The sequence below is a fragment of the Leptolyngbya sp. PL-A3 genome (genome assembly GCF_039962325.1).
Classification (GTDB): domain Bacteria; phylum Cyanobacteriota; class Cyanobacteriia; order Elainellales; family Elainellaceae; genus Vacuolonema.
This window is the reverse complement of record NZ_JAMPLB010000033.1, coordinates 67,974-85,135: the sequence shown is the minus strand read 5'-3', so window position 1 is coordinate 85,135 and position 17,162 is coordinate 67,974. Positions and strand designations below refer to the sequence as shown.

The following is a 17,162-nucleotide window of genomic DNA, read 5'->3' as shown; positions in this document are numbered from 1 at the left end:
AAGCCAAGAGTATCTTTCGCTATGGTTTCGACCACCTGCGTCAAATCCTACTGAATCTGGAGTTATTCATCGATGAGTTTTTCCACGTCCTTCAATTTTTGTCCTGTACCTAGCAATGGAGCATATCTCACCTTACTTCGGTGATGGAGATAAGATGCAAATGCTGTTCCATTTCATGGCGAATCAGCATATCATTCTTGCCTTAGCGAAGGAACAAGCCGAACCCATTATCCGAGGCTTGAAAGCGCCACCTGAAATTCCGGCGATCGCTCAATGGGCGCACTTCATTCGCAACCACGATGAACTTTCTCTCGATAAACTTACCAGGGCCGAACAAGATGAAATTCTAACTGGATTTAACCAGGATAAAGAACAGGTCTGGATCTTCGATCGCGGCATTCGTCGTCGTTTTCCGCCCTTAGTTGCGAATGATCCGCGACGACTCCGGCTGGCTTATAGTTTGATGTTTACGCTACCTGGAACTCCGGTACTGTTTTATGGTGAAGAAATTGGCTTAGGTGACGACCTCTCCCAGCCAGAACGCAACTCAATTCGTCCACCCATGCAGTGGTCGAATGAGGCCAACGCAGGGTTCTCAACTGCACCCGCTGACAAACTGTTTCGTCCTGTTATTTCGGATGATACATATGGCTACCAGCAGGTGAATGTGATTGACCAGCGCCGGGACCCGGGTTCGTTGCTCAATTGGATGGAACGAGCCATCCGCATCAGAAAAGAATGCCCAGAGTTTGGCTGGGGTACCTGGAGTTTGGTAGAAACCCATCATCCCAGTGTATTAACCCATCGCTGCGAGTGGCTTGGAGGAACGGTGCTTGCCATCCATAACCTATCAAAGGAGGCTTGCAAGGTGACGCTAACCCTAAAAGCTGAGGACGGCAAATTAATTGATTTACTGGGTGGCTTACAGTATGAGGTGTTCGATGATGCCACCCACACTATGCAACTGGAGGGTTACGGACACTATTGGTTTCGATTGGGTGAGCAGCACTTGTAATTAAAACCTAGGACCTTCTCGAGTATGCAGCACCTGAGAAAACGACTAAGGACAGATGCGTCTGCCCCTGATTTATGGCTCGGTGCTATAGGTGCCGCGATCGCGATGTTCCCCCATTCCAAAAATACGTCGGATCATAGGTTTCATTAGTCCTGGAAGCAGGTGGTAGGCTGTTGTCCAGAGTTTCGCACTACCTACGATCACATCCGATTGCTGGTAGGTGACGCTGTTCCAGATTGCGGTGGCCACATCCTCAGGTACTTCTAGCAAAGCACTGTGGAAGGCTGCATTGACTAGATCGTGTCGTGCCTCTGCTGTTTCTGGACTATAGCCACGAAAACGCCCGCGCTCCATTAACCGGGTACGAATAAAGCTGGGATAAATGCCACAGACATGAATGCCTTTCGGCTTTAACTCGGTCTGGAGGGATTTGGTAAGCCCGGTGGCTGCAAATTTGCTGGTGGTATAGGGCACCTGGTAAGGAATCGCGTCTAATCCCCCAATCGAACACACGTTAACGATGGTGCCTGCCTGCCGGCTCAGAAAGTGTGGCAGGAGCGCATGGGTTGTGTGAATGTAGCCCCACAGATTGGTTTGAATAATGTGTTGCCAATCCTCTAGAGACGCTTGATCTACAGGCCCCATGTAGTAAATGCCAGCGTTATTGATCAGAACATCCACCTGCCCAAAATGGGCGATCGCCTTCTCTACCAGAGAACTGACCTGTTCCCAATCCTGCACATCTGTTGGAATGGCTAAAGCTTCTTGGCCCAAAGCCCAAATTTCCTTTGCAACGGCTTCCAGTCGGTCGGGCTGACGGGCTGCCAGAACCACGTTATATCCTTTCTGAGCAAACTTAAGAGCCGTGGCTTTCCCAATACCCTGAGAGGCACCTGTAATCAAAACCGTTTGGGTCATTTGTCATTCCTTCTAAATTTGAATATAAACTTGATGGAAGAGTGCTGCACCGCTCCATCAGTCTGCTGAAATCTTTTGTGAAAAAGGTATTTAACTAATTTGTCTGTGCAATAATTCTGCACGTTCTGCCAACTTTTCTCCACCTGCTTCAGTTAAAGCCTTTATATACTTGAATTTGAATTTTTCAAGTACGTCCAACAATCTAGATTGGATTTCCCCAGGGGTATTGTGTTGGTTAAATTCTTCGACAATGGCCTCTCGTAAATTGCGTTGCAACCGATCGGTAATTTCTTTCCCTTCTGCATCAAACAACGTACCTGTAACCGTACGATAGAGGCTCTGTATTATCGACGTAGAGAGTTGCTGTACTATCTGGGCTGAAACTTGCCCTAATCCTGGAACATGGTGTAATTGTGGGTATCCTGGCATCTGCCCCAGTGTTTTAGTGACGCTGTGTTGGATCAGGTCTTCCAGGTCAGGTTGAATACGGGGTAGGATGTGCTGCACACTGACGTCATAGAGGTGATTGGCGATCGCCGCTACATCGTCTTGTGCAACGACTGCATCAGAGGAATCTGATTCGGATTGTGGAGCAACTGTTGACAACCAACCCAGTAACTCACCCTGACGGATGGAATCTTCCATCTGATCGATGATTTCGATTCCCACAATTCCCGCTAAATCTGCACCTACCGTTACGATGATGTCTCGCTGAGCTTCAGCCCTCACGGGTTCCAGATCGAGCAGGTCTGACTGATAAAGCCGCAAGGCTACTGGAATAAGCCGCAACCAGCGCCAAAATGGTAGGAGCAAAAATACGTCATACCATCGGCGTAAGGCAACATCCAACCAGGTTAAATTTAAATCACGTCGATGCATCGCGAGAATTCGCATCACGATGTCTACAGCGAAAATCAAAACAAATGGGAGATCCAGTAACCAGAAGTAGTTAACCGTTGCGCCCCATTGGTTGACTCGACGAAAGTAGTTCGTCTGGAAGAATGGGCGTACCTGAGTATTCCAAAAAGTAATTTCCTGCTGCCATCCCTGCTGCTCTAAGTAAGCCGCGCTCCAGAATTGGTTAAATGCATGGCTAGCCGACGATTGGTTTGTTCTTTCCCGGATAGTTTGTTGAATGGTCGCCAGAGCATAGTTGCCATGGGGTGCAACAAATATCTGTTCGGTTAACAAGTTCTGGCTCAGGGTTCGCAGTTCTTCTAGTGAACTTTCAATCTGAGGGGTTCGCACTTCGTCCTGGCTAAGCTGTGCCGCTAAAGTGTCAACTTGGGCTTGATAATACTCCGTTTCGGGAGAGAGTTCGATGCCTTTTACAGGGTCATAAGCCTGAGTGAGCTCAGGTATATACTGTCGATAAACTGGGCGCAAACTTAAGTAGGTCAGATCGAAAAAAACGAATATTAAATTAATCAGGGCAATAATCGCAATAACTCGCTCTAAGCGAGGATAGCGGCGCTCAAAATTAGGCTTAAACTTAACCATGTTTGGATCAGTAAAGAAAGTTAACAAGGCTCTCAGTCTTCACTGTAGTGAATGGTAACGATGCTTCCTACTTCCACACTGCTGAGAAAAAAGAATTAAATTTCAGCTCCTTATCCCTCTTAAGACGGAGATTAGAGTCAGTATAAAGAGAGCTAAGTTAGCGCATATCCTGTACTACCCCGTTTGTCACTGCTTCACAGCGGCGAATGGAGGCTTCTAGATGTTTCTAAGAAACGCCCTATGGATACTTCTCAATTCGAAACCTTGTTCCTAACAAATTCGCAGCCGAGTATTGTGGCTTATCAGGCTGCGATCGCCGATGCTTCTTCTACGCTCATTGCAACACTTCATAGACAAGACAAAGCTTATAGTGGACTTCGCCCTGAACAAATTGATACGGTACTGGCGGCTATCAATCTCTGTCCAGAAAGAGGAGATGATTTAGCTAAGGTTTTGCAACAAGTTGGTGATACGGTTCTCCAAAATTCGATCGATGTTTCTCATCCCACCTGTATTGCACATTTGCACTGCCAGCCCTTAATTGCTGCTTTGGCGGCTGAGGTGGTGATTAGTGCCACAAATCAATCGATGGATTCCTGGGATCAAAGTCCCGCTGCAACTCTGGTAGAACAGCAGGTTGTGAACTGGCTTTGCCAGCAGTTTGGCTATGGTGCTTCGGCGGATGGAACATTCACCAGTGGTGGCACTCAATCCAATTTCATGGGGTTATTGCTTGCCCGTGATGCCTATGCTCAGCAGCATTGTAACTGGTCAATTCAACAACAAGGATTACCGGCTGAAGCCAGCCGATTTCGAATTCTTTGCTCTGACGTGTCACATTTTACAATTCGTCAGGCGGCAGCTCTATTGGGTTTGGGGCAGCAAGCCGTCGTTCTGGTGGCAACCGATGCGAACTATCAGATACAAGTGAGTGAGGTGAGACGCAAGCTCAAGGAATTACAGGAACAGAATCTTTTACCAATCGCTCTGGTCGCCACCGCTGGTACCACTGATTTTGGCAGCATTGATCCAATCGCTGAGCTGGTGAACTGTGCTCAATCGTATGGGATTTGGCTGCATGTAGATGCGGCTTTTGGCGGTGCGCTTGTACTCAGCGATCGCCATCGTTCTAAGCTAGCCGGTATTGAAGCCGCGGATTCTATCACCGTTGATTTCCATAAATTATTTTATCAACCGATTAGTTGCGGTGCTTTCCTCCTCAAAAATCGTCATTACTTTAATCTACTTAAACTTCATGCTGATTATCTCAATCCTGAAACTAACGAGGAGTTAGGTATTCCTGACTTAGTCGCTAAATCAATTCAAACCACTCGTCGCTTTGATGCCCTGAAGTTGTTTATGTGCTTGCAAGTATTGGGACGACAAACATTTGCTGCAATGATTGATTACACCATTGATCTGGCTAGCTACGGCGCTAAAGAAATTGCAATGAATGATTTCTTAGAATTGGCTGCTGAGCCTACCATTAACGCTGTTGTCTTTCGTTATTGTCCTGCTAATACTCCAGTAAATACAGATTCGGTTGATTGGGCCAATCAAATTAACAGCCAAATCCGCCTATTTCTTCTTCATAATGGCGAGGCTGTAATTGCCCAAACTAAAATTGGTGCCGTGAATTATTTGAAGTTTACATTGCTCAACCCACTGACACAGTTTACCCATGTTCAGGAGCTTCTCATTCGGATTCGGCAACTGGGGCAAAATTTGGAGACGCAGTTAGCTTAGGAGGTTCCTGCATAAAAATTTACCCCGGATGTTGGTGCTTGGCACGCGAAGCGTGCCAAGCACCAACATCCGGGGGGTAATTTCATTGTTGGAAATCTCCTTAGTGTGACCACGGCTATTTTAGAGAAGCTGCGATCGCCATTCGCGCAGAGCCGGATAAAGTGTCTGAAACCGTATCCACGCCGCTTCTAATTCAGGGGTAAACGGTTCTGGAACGGTTGAAGTGCTCGGCACGCTTAATGGGGGAATTGCCTGTTCATCCCCATAAATTCCAATCCCTAAACCTGCTAGAATAGCGGCTCCTCGTGCTGACGCGGCCGGTACTGTAATGCTATACAGGGGGATTTGCAGTACTGTTGCTAACAATTGCCTCCAGGCCGGTTCGAGGGTGCCGCCCCCCGCAAGACGAAGGTGTGGGATAGGGGCATCGGCAGGTGCGATCGCCTCCAGGCCCTGTTTAATAGCAAAGGCAACCCCTTCTAGAGCTGCCCACATGAGGTGCGATCGCGTGTGATGTAGCCCCAATCCGGTCCAACTTCCTTTTGCATGGGGGTCTAGATGAGGAGTGCGTTCGCCGGTTAGATAGGGTAGAAATGTTAGTCCTTCGCAGCCCGGAGGGACCAAGTTCGCTTCACTATAGACTTCTGGCCAGCTGAAGCCCAGAATTCCTCGTACCCATTCCAGGGCGAGCCCAGCATTTTGAATTGCGGCTAAGCGATACCACTGTTGAGGTAGCGCGGCGCGGTAGAGGTGGGTTCTTAAGGAGCTATCCGCATCGGGTTGCGCTAATGGTGTAATGATTTGGGCTCCTGTCCCAACCGTGAGTTGCACAGAGCCAGGCTCAAGCAAGTTACTTCCTAGAATGGCAGCGGCAGTATCGGCGGCTCCTGCAATGACGGGAATTCCTGCCTTTAACCCTAAATGCTGGGCGGCTTGAGGGGTTAGATGCCCGGCAATGCGGTTCGAGGGAATGAGGGGAGGAAGCCAGTCTGTGCGTAACTGCAGAGCTTCCATGACCTCCAAGGCCCACCGATCCGCCTGCACATCGTACAATAGCGTTCCAGAAGCATCAGAGGGTTCTGCGGTGACTTCCCCGGTCAACTGGAGTCGTAGCCAGTCCTTGGGTTGGAGAACCCAACGAGTAGCGGCATAGGTATCCGGTTCTGCTTGCCGCAACCACAGAAGGGTTGGTCCGGCCATGCCTGCTGTAATAGGGTTGGAAAGGCGAGTCAGCAAATCGGTGGGAAGTTGCCGGTAAACATCCAGTACCTCGCTTGAGCGCATATCGGCCCAGAGGATGGCAGGGCGCAGGGCGTAGCCTTCTTTATCCGCTAGAACGGCCCCATGCATTTGGCCTGAGAGCCCGATCGCTTCAACAGGATGAGAGGATTTGGCTATAACTTGGTGGATGGCGATCGCCACTGCTGACCACCAGGCTTCTGGATCGGTCTCTGCCCAACCGGGTTTGGGAGATTGGACAGGATAGGTGTGGGAAGCTTCGGCCAGTACAGTCCCATCTGGATTTAATAACAGTGCTTTAACGGAACCTGTGCCTAAATCAATTCCCAGAAGCATGGTAATTCTAAATGGAGTGGGTGGTTGAAGGCTGGATGTGGGCGTGATTAAGCATCCATTGAAGTAATTGGATGTAATTGGATGCCAGACACCCGGTGTTTCTAAAAACACCGGGTGTCTGATTGCATCACTCACTTATGGGTTAGCTTCTGCAAGCGATCGCGACGATTTTTGTAACCCCTCGTCGATGAACTGGCGTGCGTGGCGAGCGAGATCCATGCCATCACTCCAGAGGTTACGCCAGATGGCGAGGGTTGTGGAGAGGTTCGGAGCAACGACAGCAGAGGAGAAGCTTTCAAAAGTAATCGTGCCCTGGTAGTTAATGGTCGCTAATGCGTTAAATAAGTCTGCAAAGTCAACAGTGCCCGTGCCGAGGTACCCCCGGTGGCTCTCTCCTATGTGAACATAGCCCAGGCGATCGCCGCAGGCCATTACCGGAATGCGAAAGTTCGCCTCTTCGATATTCATGTGGTAGGTGTCGAGGTGTACCACTACGTTGTCCTCGTTGATGTCCTCAATCAATTCAAGGGTTTGTGCGGCAGTGTTGAGGAGGTTACTTTCGTAGCGATTCACAGTTTCTAAACCCAGGGTGATACCATCCTGAGCCGCTTCTCTGGCCAGGTCGCGTAACACGTTAACGCAGTTCGCGCGCCCCTCGGGTGTAGGCATGTGGGAGTACTTACCCAGGGCACTGTAAATAACGCCCCCAAGATACTCGGCACCAATGCCCCGGGCAACATCCAGGGCTTCGTGGAGGAGGCGATCGCCCCCCGCAACAACGGCTGGATCTGCGCTCGATATGTCTGTTTCAAAGCTCAGACCCAGAGAACAACCCGCTTTTAGCCCAACCGATTGAAGGACCTGTCGAGTCATATCAATATCAATCGTGGCAGGGTCGAGCACTGGAATTTCAATCAGATCAAACCCGGCAGTCTTACTATTTTCGATAGCTTGCCGACACTCCTCCTCGCTCCATCCCCCCACCCACACCAGCGCGTGGACACCAATCTGATTCATGTTTATGCCTCCTGTTGGGCTCCTGTAATCATCGAAACCAATTCCTTACCGCTGGTATCGTGGGTGCGCCGTCCTCCCACCAGACGACCACTGCGCATCACCCAGACCTGGTCTGAGAGGCGCATCACCTGATCAAAGTTATGGCTGATCAGCAAGACCGCTAAACCATCATCCCGAAGCCGCAGAATAAGTTCTTCAACCCGAGCGGTTTCGCGCACACCGAGTGCGGCGGTGGGTTCATCCATAATCACGAGGCGCGACCCCCACCCAGCAGCCCGGGAAATGGCAACGGCCTGTCGTTGACCACCCGATAAGCGCCGTACTCTGGCGTTAATGCTGGGAATGTTGACCTCAAGCCGACTTAGCATATCAGCCGAACGTCGTCGCATTGTGCGTTGATCAAGAAACTTTAGAGGCCCAATCTGTTTGACTAACTCACGGTTGAGAAACAGATTTTGCCAGATGGTCAAATCATTACAAAGGGCAAGGGTTTGATAAACCGTTTCGATACCCGTCCGTCGTGCATCTTCTGGAGATGCAAAATGAACCGGTTTGCCATCCAGAGTAATCTGCCCAGCCGTTGGTGTATGAACGCCTGAAATACATTTGATTAATGTGGATTTTCCGGCACCATTGTCACCCACGATCGCCGTAATCTCGCCGCTATAAGCCCAAATGGTAATATCGGTTAGTGCATGAACATTACCAAACCATTTACTAACCTGATCAACGTATAGGAGTACATTAGAGCGATCAGGTACTGTTACTGTCGAGCTAGCTATTGTTGATGAAGACGTATCATTATTGCTGAAAGGTTGTTGAATGGGATTGTAACGGTTCACACCGTTGTCTGATCCATGGGTAGGCTCATCTAAACTCATTGCTGATACCTCATAAGCAGGGCGGCCAGAACAACCACAATACCGACCGCTAGGGGTTGGTAGAATTGTGAGACAGACAGTAACGTCAAGCCGTTGACGAGTGCTGTCAGCAGCAATGCACCGACCACAGGACCAGCAATGGTTCCCCGTCCGCCAAATAAACTAACGCCGCCCAGCACAACAGCTGCCACCGAGTTGAGCAGAAAACTGGTGTTCGAAGCAGGCTCCGCTGCACCAACACGAGCCGTCAGCAAAATGCTGGCAATCCCGGCCAGACATCCGGAAATGACATAGGCTGTGATTTTGACCCGATCGGTACCAATGCCCATCGCCCGTGCTGCCTCCGCATCTCCTCCTGTTGCTAGCAGGTGAGTGCCAAAGCGAGTGTAGAACAGCACAATGTGGGCGATGATGGCCGCGATCGCCGCCAAAATCACAAAGTAACCAATCGGCCCCAATCTTCCTGTGGCAAGCCTCAACAAGAAAGGGCTGGCAATCTGTACTGGCTTGCCATCGGATAGCACCAGGGCTGCACCCGCTGCGGCACTCAGGGAGCCCAGGGTCACAATGAAATCGGTAATTTTGCCTTTGGCGATCACCCATCCATTGATCAGGCCGACGAGGGCACCTGTGGCGATCGCCAGTACACAGGCCGCGGCCATCCCCCATCCCCGACTGTAGGCCTGTCCGAGCACCACACTGCCCAACGTCAAAATGGAGGCGACGGACAAATCGATACCCCCGGTCAGAATGACATAGGTCTGCCCAATGGTCAGCACCACAAGAATGGCTGCCGCCAGCAGGAGCGCCTGTAGATTACCGAGAGTCAGGAATACGGGGGAAGTAATTCCAAAAATGATAATGAGCAGCACCAGGGCAACGGCTGCTGTCCAATCGGCCCAGAAGCTAGGATCCCGCAGCCGCCCCAGAGTTGGAGATGTATCGGCCTGTGTCATAGCGTACCTTCTACAGTGTAAGGAAATAGGGTTAATGGGCGATCGCCACTCCCCGTTCTACGTTCTACTGCGCTAGGAGATCGGCCAGGGGATCGTCATAGTCAGAGAACGGTTTGGGGAAACTCTCCAGAGCTTTGTCTGCGTTGCTTGAGTTCACCACAGCAACGGGAGCCGTCACACTACCTGGCAGGTTTTTACCGGCCATCGCCGCCTGACAAGCCTCCATACCCATAGCACCAATCGCATAGGGATACTGGGCAACGGTGGCAGACAGCGTTCCCTCCTGCACCGCCTTAATAGCATCCTGAAGCCCGTCTACACTAATGACCTTCACCTGCGATTGTTTGCCAACATCGGCGAGGGCTCGTACTACTCCCAAACCCATGTCATCATTGGCAACAAAGAACCCCTTCAAATCTGGACGTGCTCGGAGAATATCTCCGGCAGTCGTCAATGCTTTCTGCCGCTCCCAATCTGCAGAAACGGTTTGCACAATGCGAATGTTATCGGGGATGCCCTGCTGGAAGCCTTCCAGCCGAGCCTGACTGGTGGCATCTCCTGCAACCCCTCCAATCATCGCAACATCACCACCGTTAGGTAGCAGCCGAGCCATTTCTTCAGCGGCCAACCTACCGGCACTCACGTTATCCGTGCCAATATAAGTTGAAACTTTTAGATTCGCGGCCTGAGCGGCCTCTGTTCCAATCGGGCTATCAATATTGACAATAGGCTTGCCCGTATTCGCAACCTGAACGAGAGGCTGCACTAAATTCGTTTGCGTAATCGGATTAATGATAAAACAGCCGTAATCTTGGCCCGCTAACGCTTGCACCTTATCGGCTTGCCCTGTTGTATCGTTCAGGCTGTTGGCTGCCTGTACGGTAACACTTGTACTGCCCGTTTTCGCCTGGTCTTCAATGCCCTGCTGCATAGTTTGGAAGAAGGGATTATCCAAACCTTTAATCACCGCAGCTACAGGTTGCGCGTTACTTTGGTTTTGAGCACCGCTCTCGTTATTGCTGGTGTTGCTTTGAGGTGACGTACAGCCTGCGATCGCCATCATAGCGACCAGGAGAACCGAAGCACTTCCCCAGCCGCGTCGTTGGTTGCCCACTTTTGTGCCTCCTATAATGAGACTTTCCCTTAGGGCAAACGCATCTTCATAATTAACCTGAAACTTTGGATCTAAATCCTGAATATCTTCTAAATGCAATGCCGTAATGGAACTACATATAGTCCATATTCACTGATTAATGTAGCGCGTTTATCCTGGGAATTTTATTTTCTTATCTTCTAAGGTTGAATAAAGCTATGCGTCTATCTAGAGGATGAGCTGATTGAATAGCTCAGTTCTTTCATTAATATTAACTTTTGAAGTGTTGATGCAAAATTATAGTGAATAGTACGTGGCATACCATACAGGTCTCTTTTTGAGGTTCTTTAAATATTACAAATTAATACTCTTCAGCTTCAGCTCGATGATGAGAATACAGCCTTCTTATGGACATTGTGAAGTGCATGATCCTTAGGAAAACAAAGCATGACTTTAGTCATGGTGCAATCAAGACTCTAGTCCTGATTAGATTAGGAAGATGGACTCATGTAACAAATCTTCTACCCCACCTAAGATTTAAATATTGAATAAGTAGCTCGCTCCGGAAATTCAAGCAGCAAAACCATCAAGTCGAAAACGTCATTACCTTATTGCAGGAACACAATGAAAAAATATTTAGGGAAACATCGCACCATTGCTTCGATGGTTAAGCGTCGGGAAGTATTAGGCTTCCTGGGAGGAACGGCAGCCGTTTCTCTCATGGGATGTTTTCGTGAACAGCCAGCCTCATCCGCATCAACAAAGTCATCAATGCAAGTCGGTGTAACTCCCAGCTGTGTAATCAGACCTGAACAAACAGAAGGGCCATATTTTGTGGATGAGAGGTTGAACCGCTCTGACATCCGCTCTGATCCATCCGATGGATCAGTAAAAACCGGCGTGCCCTTGCAGTTAGTTTTTCAGGTTTCTCAAGTGAGTACTGGTACTTGTACGCCTTTGAGTAACGCCATTGTGGATATTTGGCATTGCGATGCTGAAGGCGTTTACTCTGATGTCAGTGAAGGCCGATTCAATACAACTGGCAAGAAGTTTTTACGTGGTTACCAAGTAACTGATGCCAGTGGAATGGCCCGATTTATGACTATTTATCCAGGTTGGTACTCTGGTAGAGCGGTGCACATTCACTTCAAAATTCGTACAAATTCTGCGTCTCAACAGGGCTACGAGTTCACGTCTCAGCTTTATTTCGACGACACCCTGACCAATCGAATCTACGAGCAACCGCCTTATCGTAATGACAGCCAGCGTACCCTGAATAGCCAGGATGGAATTTTTCGGAATGGTGGTGATCAACTCACACTTCAATTGGCTCAAGCCGCAGAAGGCTACATTGGGCACTTCACCATTGGCCTTGGGTAGGCTTATGTCAGGAGGCGAATGTCGGCGATCGCTTTACTCTAATCAGGATTCATCCAACGAACCTGATCCAATCTCGTAAACAGGTGTGGTCCAACTTGAGCAACCACTTCAGGTCGCTTCACCAGAACCGCGTCTAACAACACACAGCTATCAGGTGGTCAGAATTAAACACAAGGCTCCAAGGTTTGTGCCGTCCGCAAAGTGGACGATATAGCCTTTGAGGTATTGTGTTTAATGAGGCTAATATCGTTTTTATATGAAGCTGCACAGAATGAAGGCGGCGCGTATGCATCGCCACTCTTATTCTGTGCAGCTTCATATTGATTTGGTATAAGCTACCGAGTTGTAAAGCAATAGCCATCTCATGAAAATCAAAAATGGTGAAGTTGGAGAACTTATCGAAGACCATCGACGCTATTATTACTAACACTCAAGATTGTGGATCTAATACTTGTATCCAATATCACACTTAGCAACAGTGTTATCTGAAGTTAAGTAAAGGTTTGTAGGTTGAATCTCGGCAGTATTGATTGTAGAAATGTAACGTGTAATATGTATTACTTTTGTTGCCATATTGGGAAAAAACTCTGTAATTTCTCTAGACTTTTTCAACTAAAAAGATGAATTTTCAGTTTAGATATGCAAAGGAAATTTTAATGATGGCTGTAAGGGAAGGTGAAGTCTATGGCTGATGTAGATAACAAACTCGGAAGTGCTAGAAGTGTAGAACTGCCAATGAACCGACTGGATCGTGTTGGCCCAGGAGACCTGGATGATTTATACACCTTCTCCTTAAACAGCCGTAGTCGCTTGTCATTGTCCCTTTTAGGCGTTGCGCCAGGTGCAGGGGTTCGTGTTGAGCTTTATGCTCTTGCACGCCCGCTAAACAATCGCCTTAAAACAACAAACTTCAGGAAATTAACTGCAGCAGAACGAAGAAGATTTTTGAGACCAATTTCCGCAACAGGACGAGATGATCTTGCGGTTGGTACGTACTTCGTTCGTGTTTTTCGAGTCAGAGGTAGTAGCAACTATCGGCTTCGAATGTCAGCTGAAGCAGTTGTTGATCCCTCACCTATAACAATTAGTAGGAATCCTGACGGACCCACTTACGAATTTACTATTGATTTTTCGAGAAGTCTCGATGCAAATTCGGCCACAGATAGAGGCCTTTTTGTTGGGGCTATTCAGGGCACTGTTAATGTTCCTGAAAAGCCTGAAGTGATGGCCTTTACCTCTTTAGCTAGTGATTTAACTTCCATTAGACATGCTGACGGCCGGGTGGAATACCGAGCAAAACTACTGAAAGCGTCTAGCTTGCCTGATGTGTCCCTTAATTATGACGTTTTGTTCGTAAGATTTATTCTTCCTGCATCCTATAACGCAGATCCGGATTCTCTACTATCTTTGCGGCAAGCATTTAATGCTGATGGTTCTCTCAAAGGTGATGTCTATTTTGCCTATGGAGGTGGTAAAGAATATGTCACTTGGGATGATATTGATGCTCTTGGTGAACAGGGTTACAAAGATGCCTTTATGTACAGTAGCTCCATGGATGGAGGAGCGGGTAATGACATTTTGATAGCTGGGCCGACCTTTGATGCATTAAGTGGGGGAGAGGGAAACGATCAGCTTTATGGAGGAGATGCTATCGATACTCTTGACGGGGGAAGTGGGGATGATTTCCTCGATGCTGGGAATGACAATGATGACCTGAGCGGTGCAGCGGGTAATGACACCCTTGATGGAGGAAATGGAAATGATTTCCTCAGTGGGGGGAATGGTAACGATAGTCTTTTTGGGAGAGCGGGTAACGATACCCTTGGCGGAGATGAGGGGAATGATAGCCTCTTTGGGGGAGCTGGTGATGATTTTCTTCAGGGTGAAGCAGGGAGTGACATTATCTTTGGGGGGGTAGGTAACGATACTTTAACGGGTGGTGGTCCATCCTCTTACAACTCTTTTGGTGTTACCGATTCTCTAACGGGTGGTGATGGTGCGGACTCCTTTATCTTGGGGGATAACTTTTACTCCTATTACTCAGGAGATGGATACGCTGTTATTGAGGATTGGAGGCCCTCTGAAGGCGATCGCATTCAAGCCCGAGGCGATGCTACTCTGTACCAGCTAGTGAAGAATAATGATGTGTTGGGTACTACGGCTATTGATACCGAGCTTTATTACTTTGATGGTACAACCTCAAATCGGATTGCCGTCTTTAAAGACACAACTGATGTAATTATTTCTTTGGACTTTACCTTTGTGTAAGGTAACCTTTTTCAATTTGGTGAGAGATGAATGCGGGGTTCCGCCGCACATTCATCTCTCACCAGATCGGGAAATGCTGTAGTTTGATCAATAACGGCTTTAGATATGCCCAATCATCTACTGTATGTTGGTATCAGTAGTGTACTGCTTCTTTTCCTAACCCCCACGTCTGTTATTTCTCAGATTATCCCTGATAATACTCTGCCGTCGAACTCACGTGTTTCTCAAGATTGTATCAACTGTGAAATCACAGGAGGTACACAGTTAGGCCAGAATTTATTTCATAGCTTTACGCAGTTCTCTATTCCCAATCAGGGTACAGCTTACTTTAACAACGCACTCACTATTCAAAATATCTTTGCCCGTGTGACAGGGCAGAATAGGTCTGATATTAATGGCACCCTTCGGGCCAATGGAAACGCTAATCTATTTCTACTGAACCCTTATGGAATTATTTTTGGTCCCAATGCAGCGCTAGATATCGGTGGATCATTTCTGGCTACAACTGCGGAGAGTATAAATTTTAATGGTTTTCAATTTAGTGCAACGAATCCTCAACCCATTCCATTATTAACTGTTAGTATTCCTATTGGTTTACAATTTGGGGCCAACTCAGCCTCTATCATTAATCGTTCTCAGGTTAGCCTTAATGGAAGTACCAATACATATGGGCGACCAACGGGTTTGCAAGTGCAAGCCAACCAGAGCCTGATGCTGCTGGGTAATGGAGTTTCCTTAAAGAATGGTAACTTGACAGCCAGAGGAGGACAAATCAACCTTGTTAGCGTTGCTCCGTCTAGTACGGTGTCTTTCGTTACAGAGGGGACTGGATATATTCCAGCTCTCTCGGAGAACCAAGTTTTGCGGGATATTTCCCTTACAAATCTCAGTTCTATTGATACCAGTGGTGATGGAGGACGCAATGGTGGCGCCGTTCGACTACAGGGAAGAAATATCTCGCTGACCAATGGCGCAGGGATTATCTCTCGCACTGCTCAAGGCACAGGAGAAGATTTGCAACTGCTCGCGTCTGGTTCAGTCACCCTGGCAAACAGTTCCTTTGCGTTCACGCTTGCGGATGAAGAAGGGCAGGCGGGTGACGTGATTATCCAGGCAGCTCAGTCCCTTACGCTTTCAGATTCTGGCAGTTCTGGCCCTACAGCACTGGGTTCTCAGGCATCTGGAAATACGGAATTTGGTGCGCGAGCGGGTGATGTCATTATTAATGCTAGAGATATTTCTATTCAGGATGGTTCTCGGATTGAGGCATCCTCTTTCGGCGCTGGGAATGGAGGTACTATTCAAATTCAAGCTTCCTACGTTGAAGTGGTGGGTTACAGCCATGAGCCTGTGATTGATAGTAGAGGCAACACCATAGAACCAGAAGAAATTACCAGTGGTATTGTGTCCCAAACTGAGGGGGCGGGAAGTGCAGGGCGTTTGGCGATCGCCACCGATCGGCTCGTCGTGCTAGACGGCGGCTTTATTTCTACAGCCACCTTTGCTGAGGGAAATGGGGGGCCACTGACTATCAATGCTACAGACTCCATTTTACTAAGAGGCGCATCTCCAGCAGTACAACGGAATTTCTATCGAAGTGGGATTTTCGTTTCGGCATCGAGTGAAAATGCTTCGGGTCAGGTTGGAGCTTTAAACATTACAACTAATCAGTTATTTGTTGAAGACCGGGCTGATATCTCGGCCCGCAATGAGGGGATAGGGGCCGCCGGTTCTATCACTCTGAGCAATATTGATCGTTTAGTTGTTCGAGAGGGTGGAGAAATTCGAGCCAGCACGCTGGGTTTTGGTCCGGGGGGCAGCTTAACGGTTGATGCTAGCTCCATTGAATTGGTTGGACAAGGAACTATTGCTTCTGAAACCATTCCCAGTACACTGACGGCACTTGCAGATGAAAATTCCTTTGGCGATGCCGGAAACTTGACCATTACAACGTCCAGCTTAGTGGTACGTGATGGAGCTGAGGTTTCGGTGAGTTCAGCAGGGGAGGGGGTAGCTGGCAATATGCTGATTCGAGCCAATACGATTCAGCTCGATGAAGGAAGACTGGCAGCTGAAACCCGAGCAGGAGATACATCAAACGCTAATATCCAGCTTCAAATTCGAGATGCTTTATTAATGGGAAATCAGAGCCGGATTTCTGCACAAGCATTCAACAATGCTGCAGGAGGGAATGTTTTTATTGTTGCTCCTGAAGGATTTGTGGTTGGAAGAGTTGACGAAAATAGCGACATCGTTGCGAATGCGTTTAGGGGACGGGGTGGCAATATTACTATTGATGCTCGCAGTATTATTGGCCTGGAAGAACGTAGTTCTCTTCCGCTTGATAATGGAACGAACGACATTGATGCAAGTTCCCAGTTGGGTATCCCTGGTTCTGTGATCATTATTCAGCCCATTGTTGATCCTAGCCAGGGTTTAAGTGAATTGCCCACAGCCTTTACGGATGCCACGCAACAGGTGGCTCGCCGTTGTGGAGGAACGGTGAGAGCAGAAGCACAAGTAGGCGAGTTTATTATGTCTGGGCGAGGCGGGCTGCCTTCAACTCCGGAAGGTCTGTTAAGAACCCCTATTCTGTCTCCTGGTCTGATTACGCTGGATTCTGATTCCACTCCCGTTCCCTCATCAACCTCCATCATCCGTGCCGAACCCCTATCCATTGTTGAGGCGGAAGGTTGGGTGACTGGCCCGGATGGACAAATAGTCTTAACTGCTGAGGGTGCGAGTGTAGCCTCTTTTCAGGAAAATCATTCGCCTCTCCTGTCTTCTAGACGCTGTCCCATCGGAGGCTAACC

12 protein-coding genes are annotated in these 17,162 nt (G+C 48.5%); 5 read left to right on the top strand and 7 right to left on the bottom strand.

The features are described 5' to 3' along the window. Positions 1-115 precede the first annotated feature (115 nt). On the top strand, positions 116-1,015 hold the full coding sequence (locus tag NDI52_RS22010; RefSeq protein ID WP_348256519.1) for a hypothetical protein: 900 nt from the start codon (positions 116-118) through the stop codon (positions 1,013-1,015). Between the two features lie 72 nt (positions 1,016-1,087). Here NDI52_RS22010 and NDI52_RS22005 read toward each other — a convergent pair whose 3' ends face one another. Both NDI52_RS22005 and NDI52_RS22000 read right to left on the bottom strand, forming a co-directional pair. Beyond that, positions 1,088-1,933 carry an SDR family oxidoreductase gene (locus NDI52_RS22005; protein WP_190774362.1) on the bottom strand — a complete coding sequence of 282 codons (846 nt, stop codon included), beginning with the start codon at positions 1,931-1,933 and terminating at the stop codon, positions 1,088-1,090. A gap of 90 nt (positions 1,934-2,023) precedes the next feature. After that, positions 2,024-3,433: a hypothetical protein gene (locus tag NDI52_RS22000; protein ID WP_190774363.1), complete on the bottom strand. Its 1,410-nt coding sequence runs from the start codon at positions 3,431-3,433 to the stop codon at positions 2,024-2,026. 240 nt (positions 3,434-3,673) lie between these two features. Here NDI52_RS22000 and NDI52_RS21995 point away from each other — a divergent pair, with 240 nt between their 5' ends. Continuing rightward, positions 3,674-5,179, top strand: a complete 1,506-nt coding sequence (locus tag NDI52_RS21995; RefSeq protein ID WP_190774364.1) for an aspartate aminotransferase family protein — start codon at positions 3,674-3,676, stop codon at positions 5,177-5,179. 120 nt (positions 5,180-5,299) lie between these two features. On the opposite strand, the gene xylB is transcribed toward NDI52_RS21995, so the two are convergent. The 5 genes from xylB to NDI52_RS21970 all read right to left on the bottom strand — a co-directional run bounded on the left by xylB (position 5,300) and on the right by NDI52_RS21970 (position 10,722). Next, entirely contained in the window at positions 5,300-6,889 is a 1,590-nt protein-coding gene (xylB, locus tag NDI52_RS21990) for a xylulokinase (RefSeq protein ID WP_348254095.1), read from the bottom strand. Next, a complete protein-coding gene (locus tag NDI52_RS21985; protein ID WP_190774366.1) occupies positions 6,890-7,771 on the bottom strand; it encodes a sugar phosphate isomerase/epimerase in 882 nt (293 codons plus the stop codon). A 2-nt stretch (positions 7,772-7,773) separates the two neighbouring features. Further along, the gene (locus NDI52_RS21980; protein WP_190774367.1) at positions 7,774-8,652 is read right to left on the bottom strand and encodes an ATP-binding cassette domain-containing protein; all 879 of its coding nucleotides are present in this window, start codon (positions 8,650-8,652) and stop codon (positions 7,774-7,776) included. Beyond that, positions 8,649-9,608, bottom strand: coding sequence for an ABC transporter permease (locus NDI52_RS21975; protein ID WP_190774368.1), 960 nt, complete (start codon positions 9,606-9,608; stop codon positions 8,649-8,651). The genes NDI52_RS21980 and NDI52_RS21975 overlap by 4 nt, the downstream gene beginning before the upstream one ends. 64 nt (positions 9,609-9,672) lie before the next feature. Then, on the bottom strand, positions 9,673-10,722 hold the full coding sequence (locus tag NDI52_RS21970) for a substrate-binding domain-containing protein (protein WP_199307565.1): 1,050 nt from the start codon (positions 10,720-10,722) through the stop codon (positions 9,673-9,675). Positions 10,723-11,325: 603 nt separating this feature from the next. Here NDI52_RS21970 and NDI52_RS21965 point away from each other — a divergent pair. The 3 genes from NDI52_RS21965 to NDI52_RS21955 all read left to right on the top strand — a co-directional run bounded on the left by NDI52_RS21965 (position 11,326) and on the right by NDI52_RS21955 (position 17,160). Further along, complete coding sequence (locus tag NDI52_RS21965) at positions 11,326-12,081, top strand: intradiol ring-cleavage dioxygenase (RefSeq protein ID WP_242035569.1); 756 nt, start codon at positions 11,326-11,328, stop codon at positions 12,079-12,081. A 684-nt stretch (positions 12,082-12,765) separates the two neighbouring features. Beyond that, complete coding sequence (locus NDI52_RS21960) at positions 12,766-14,349, top strand: calcium-binding protein (RefSeq protein ID WP_190789184.1); 1,584 nt, start codon at positions 12,766-12,768, stop codon at positions 14,347-14,349. Between the two features lie 105 nt (positions 14,350-14,454). After that, positions 14,455-17,160, top strand: a complete 2,706-nt coding sequence (locus NDI52_RS21955) for an S-layer family protein (protein ID WP_190774369.1) — start codon at positions 14,455-14,457, stop codon at positions 17,158-17,160. The last annotated feature ends 2 nt before the right edge of the window (positions 17,161-17,162 follow it).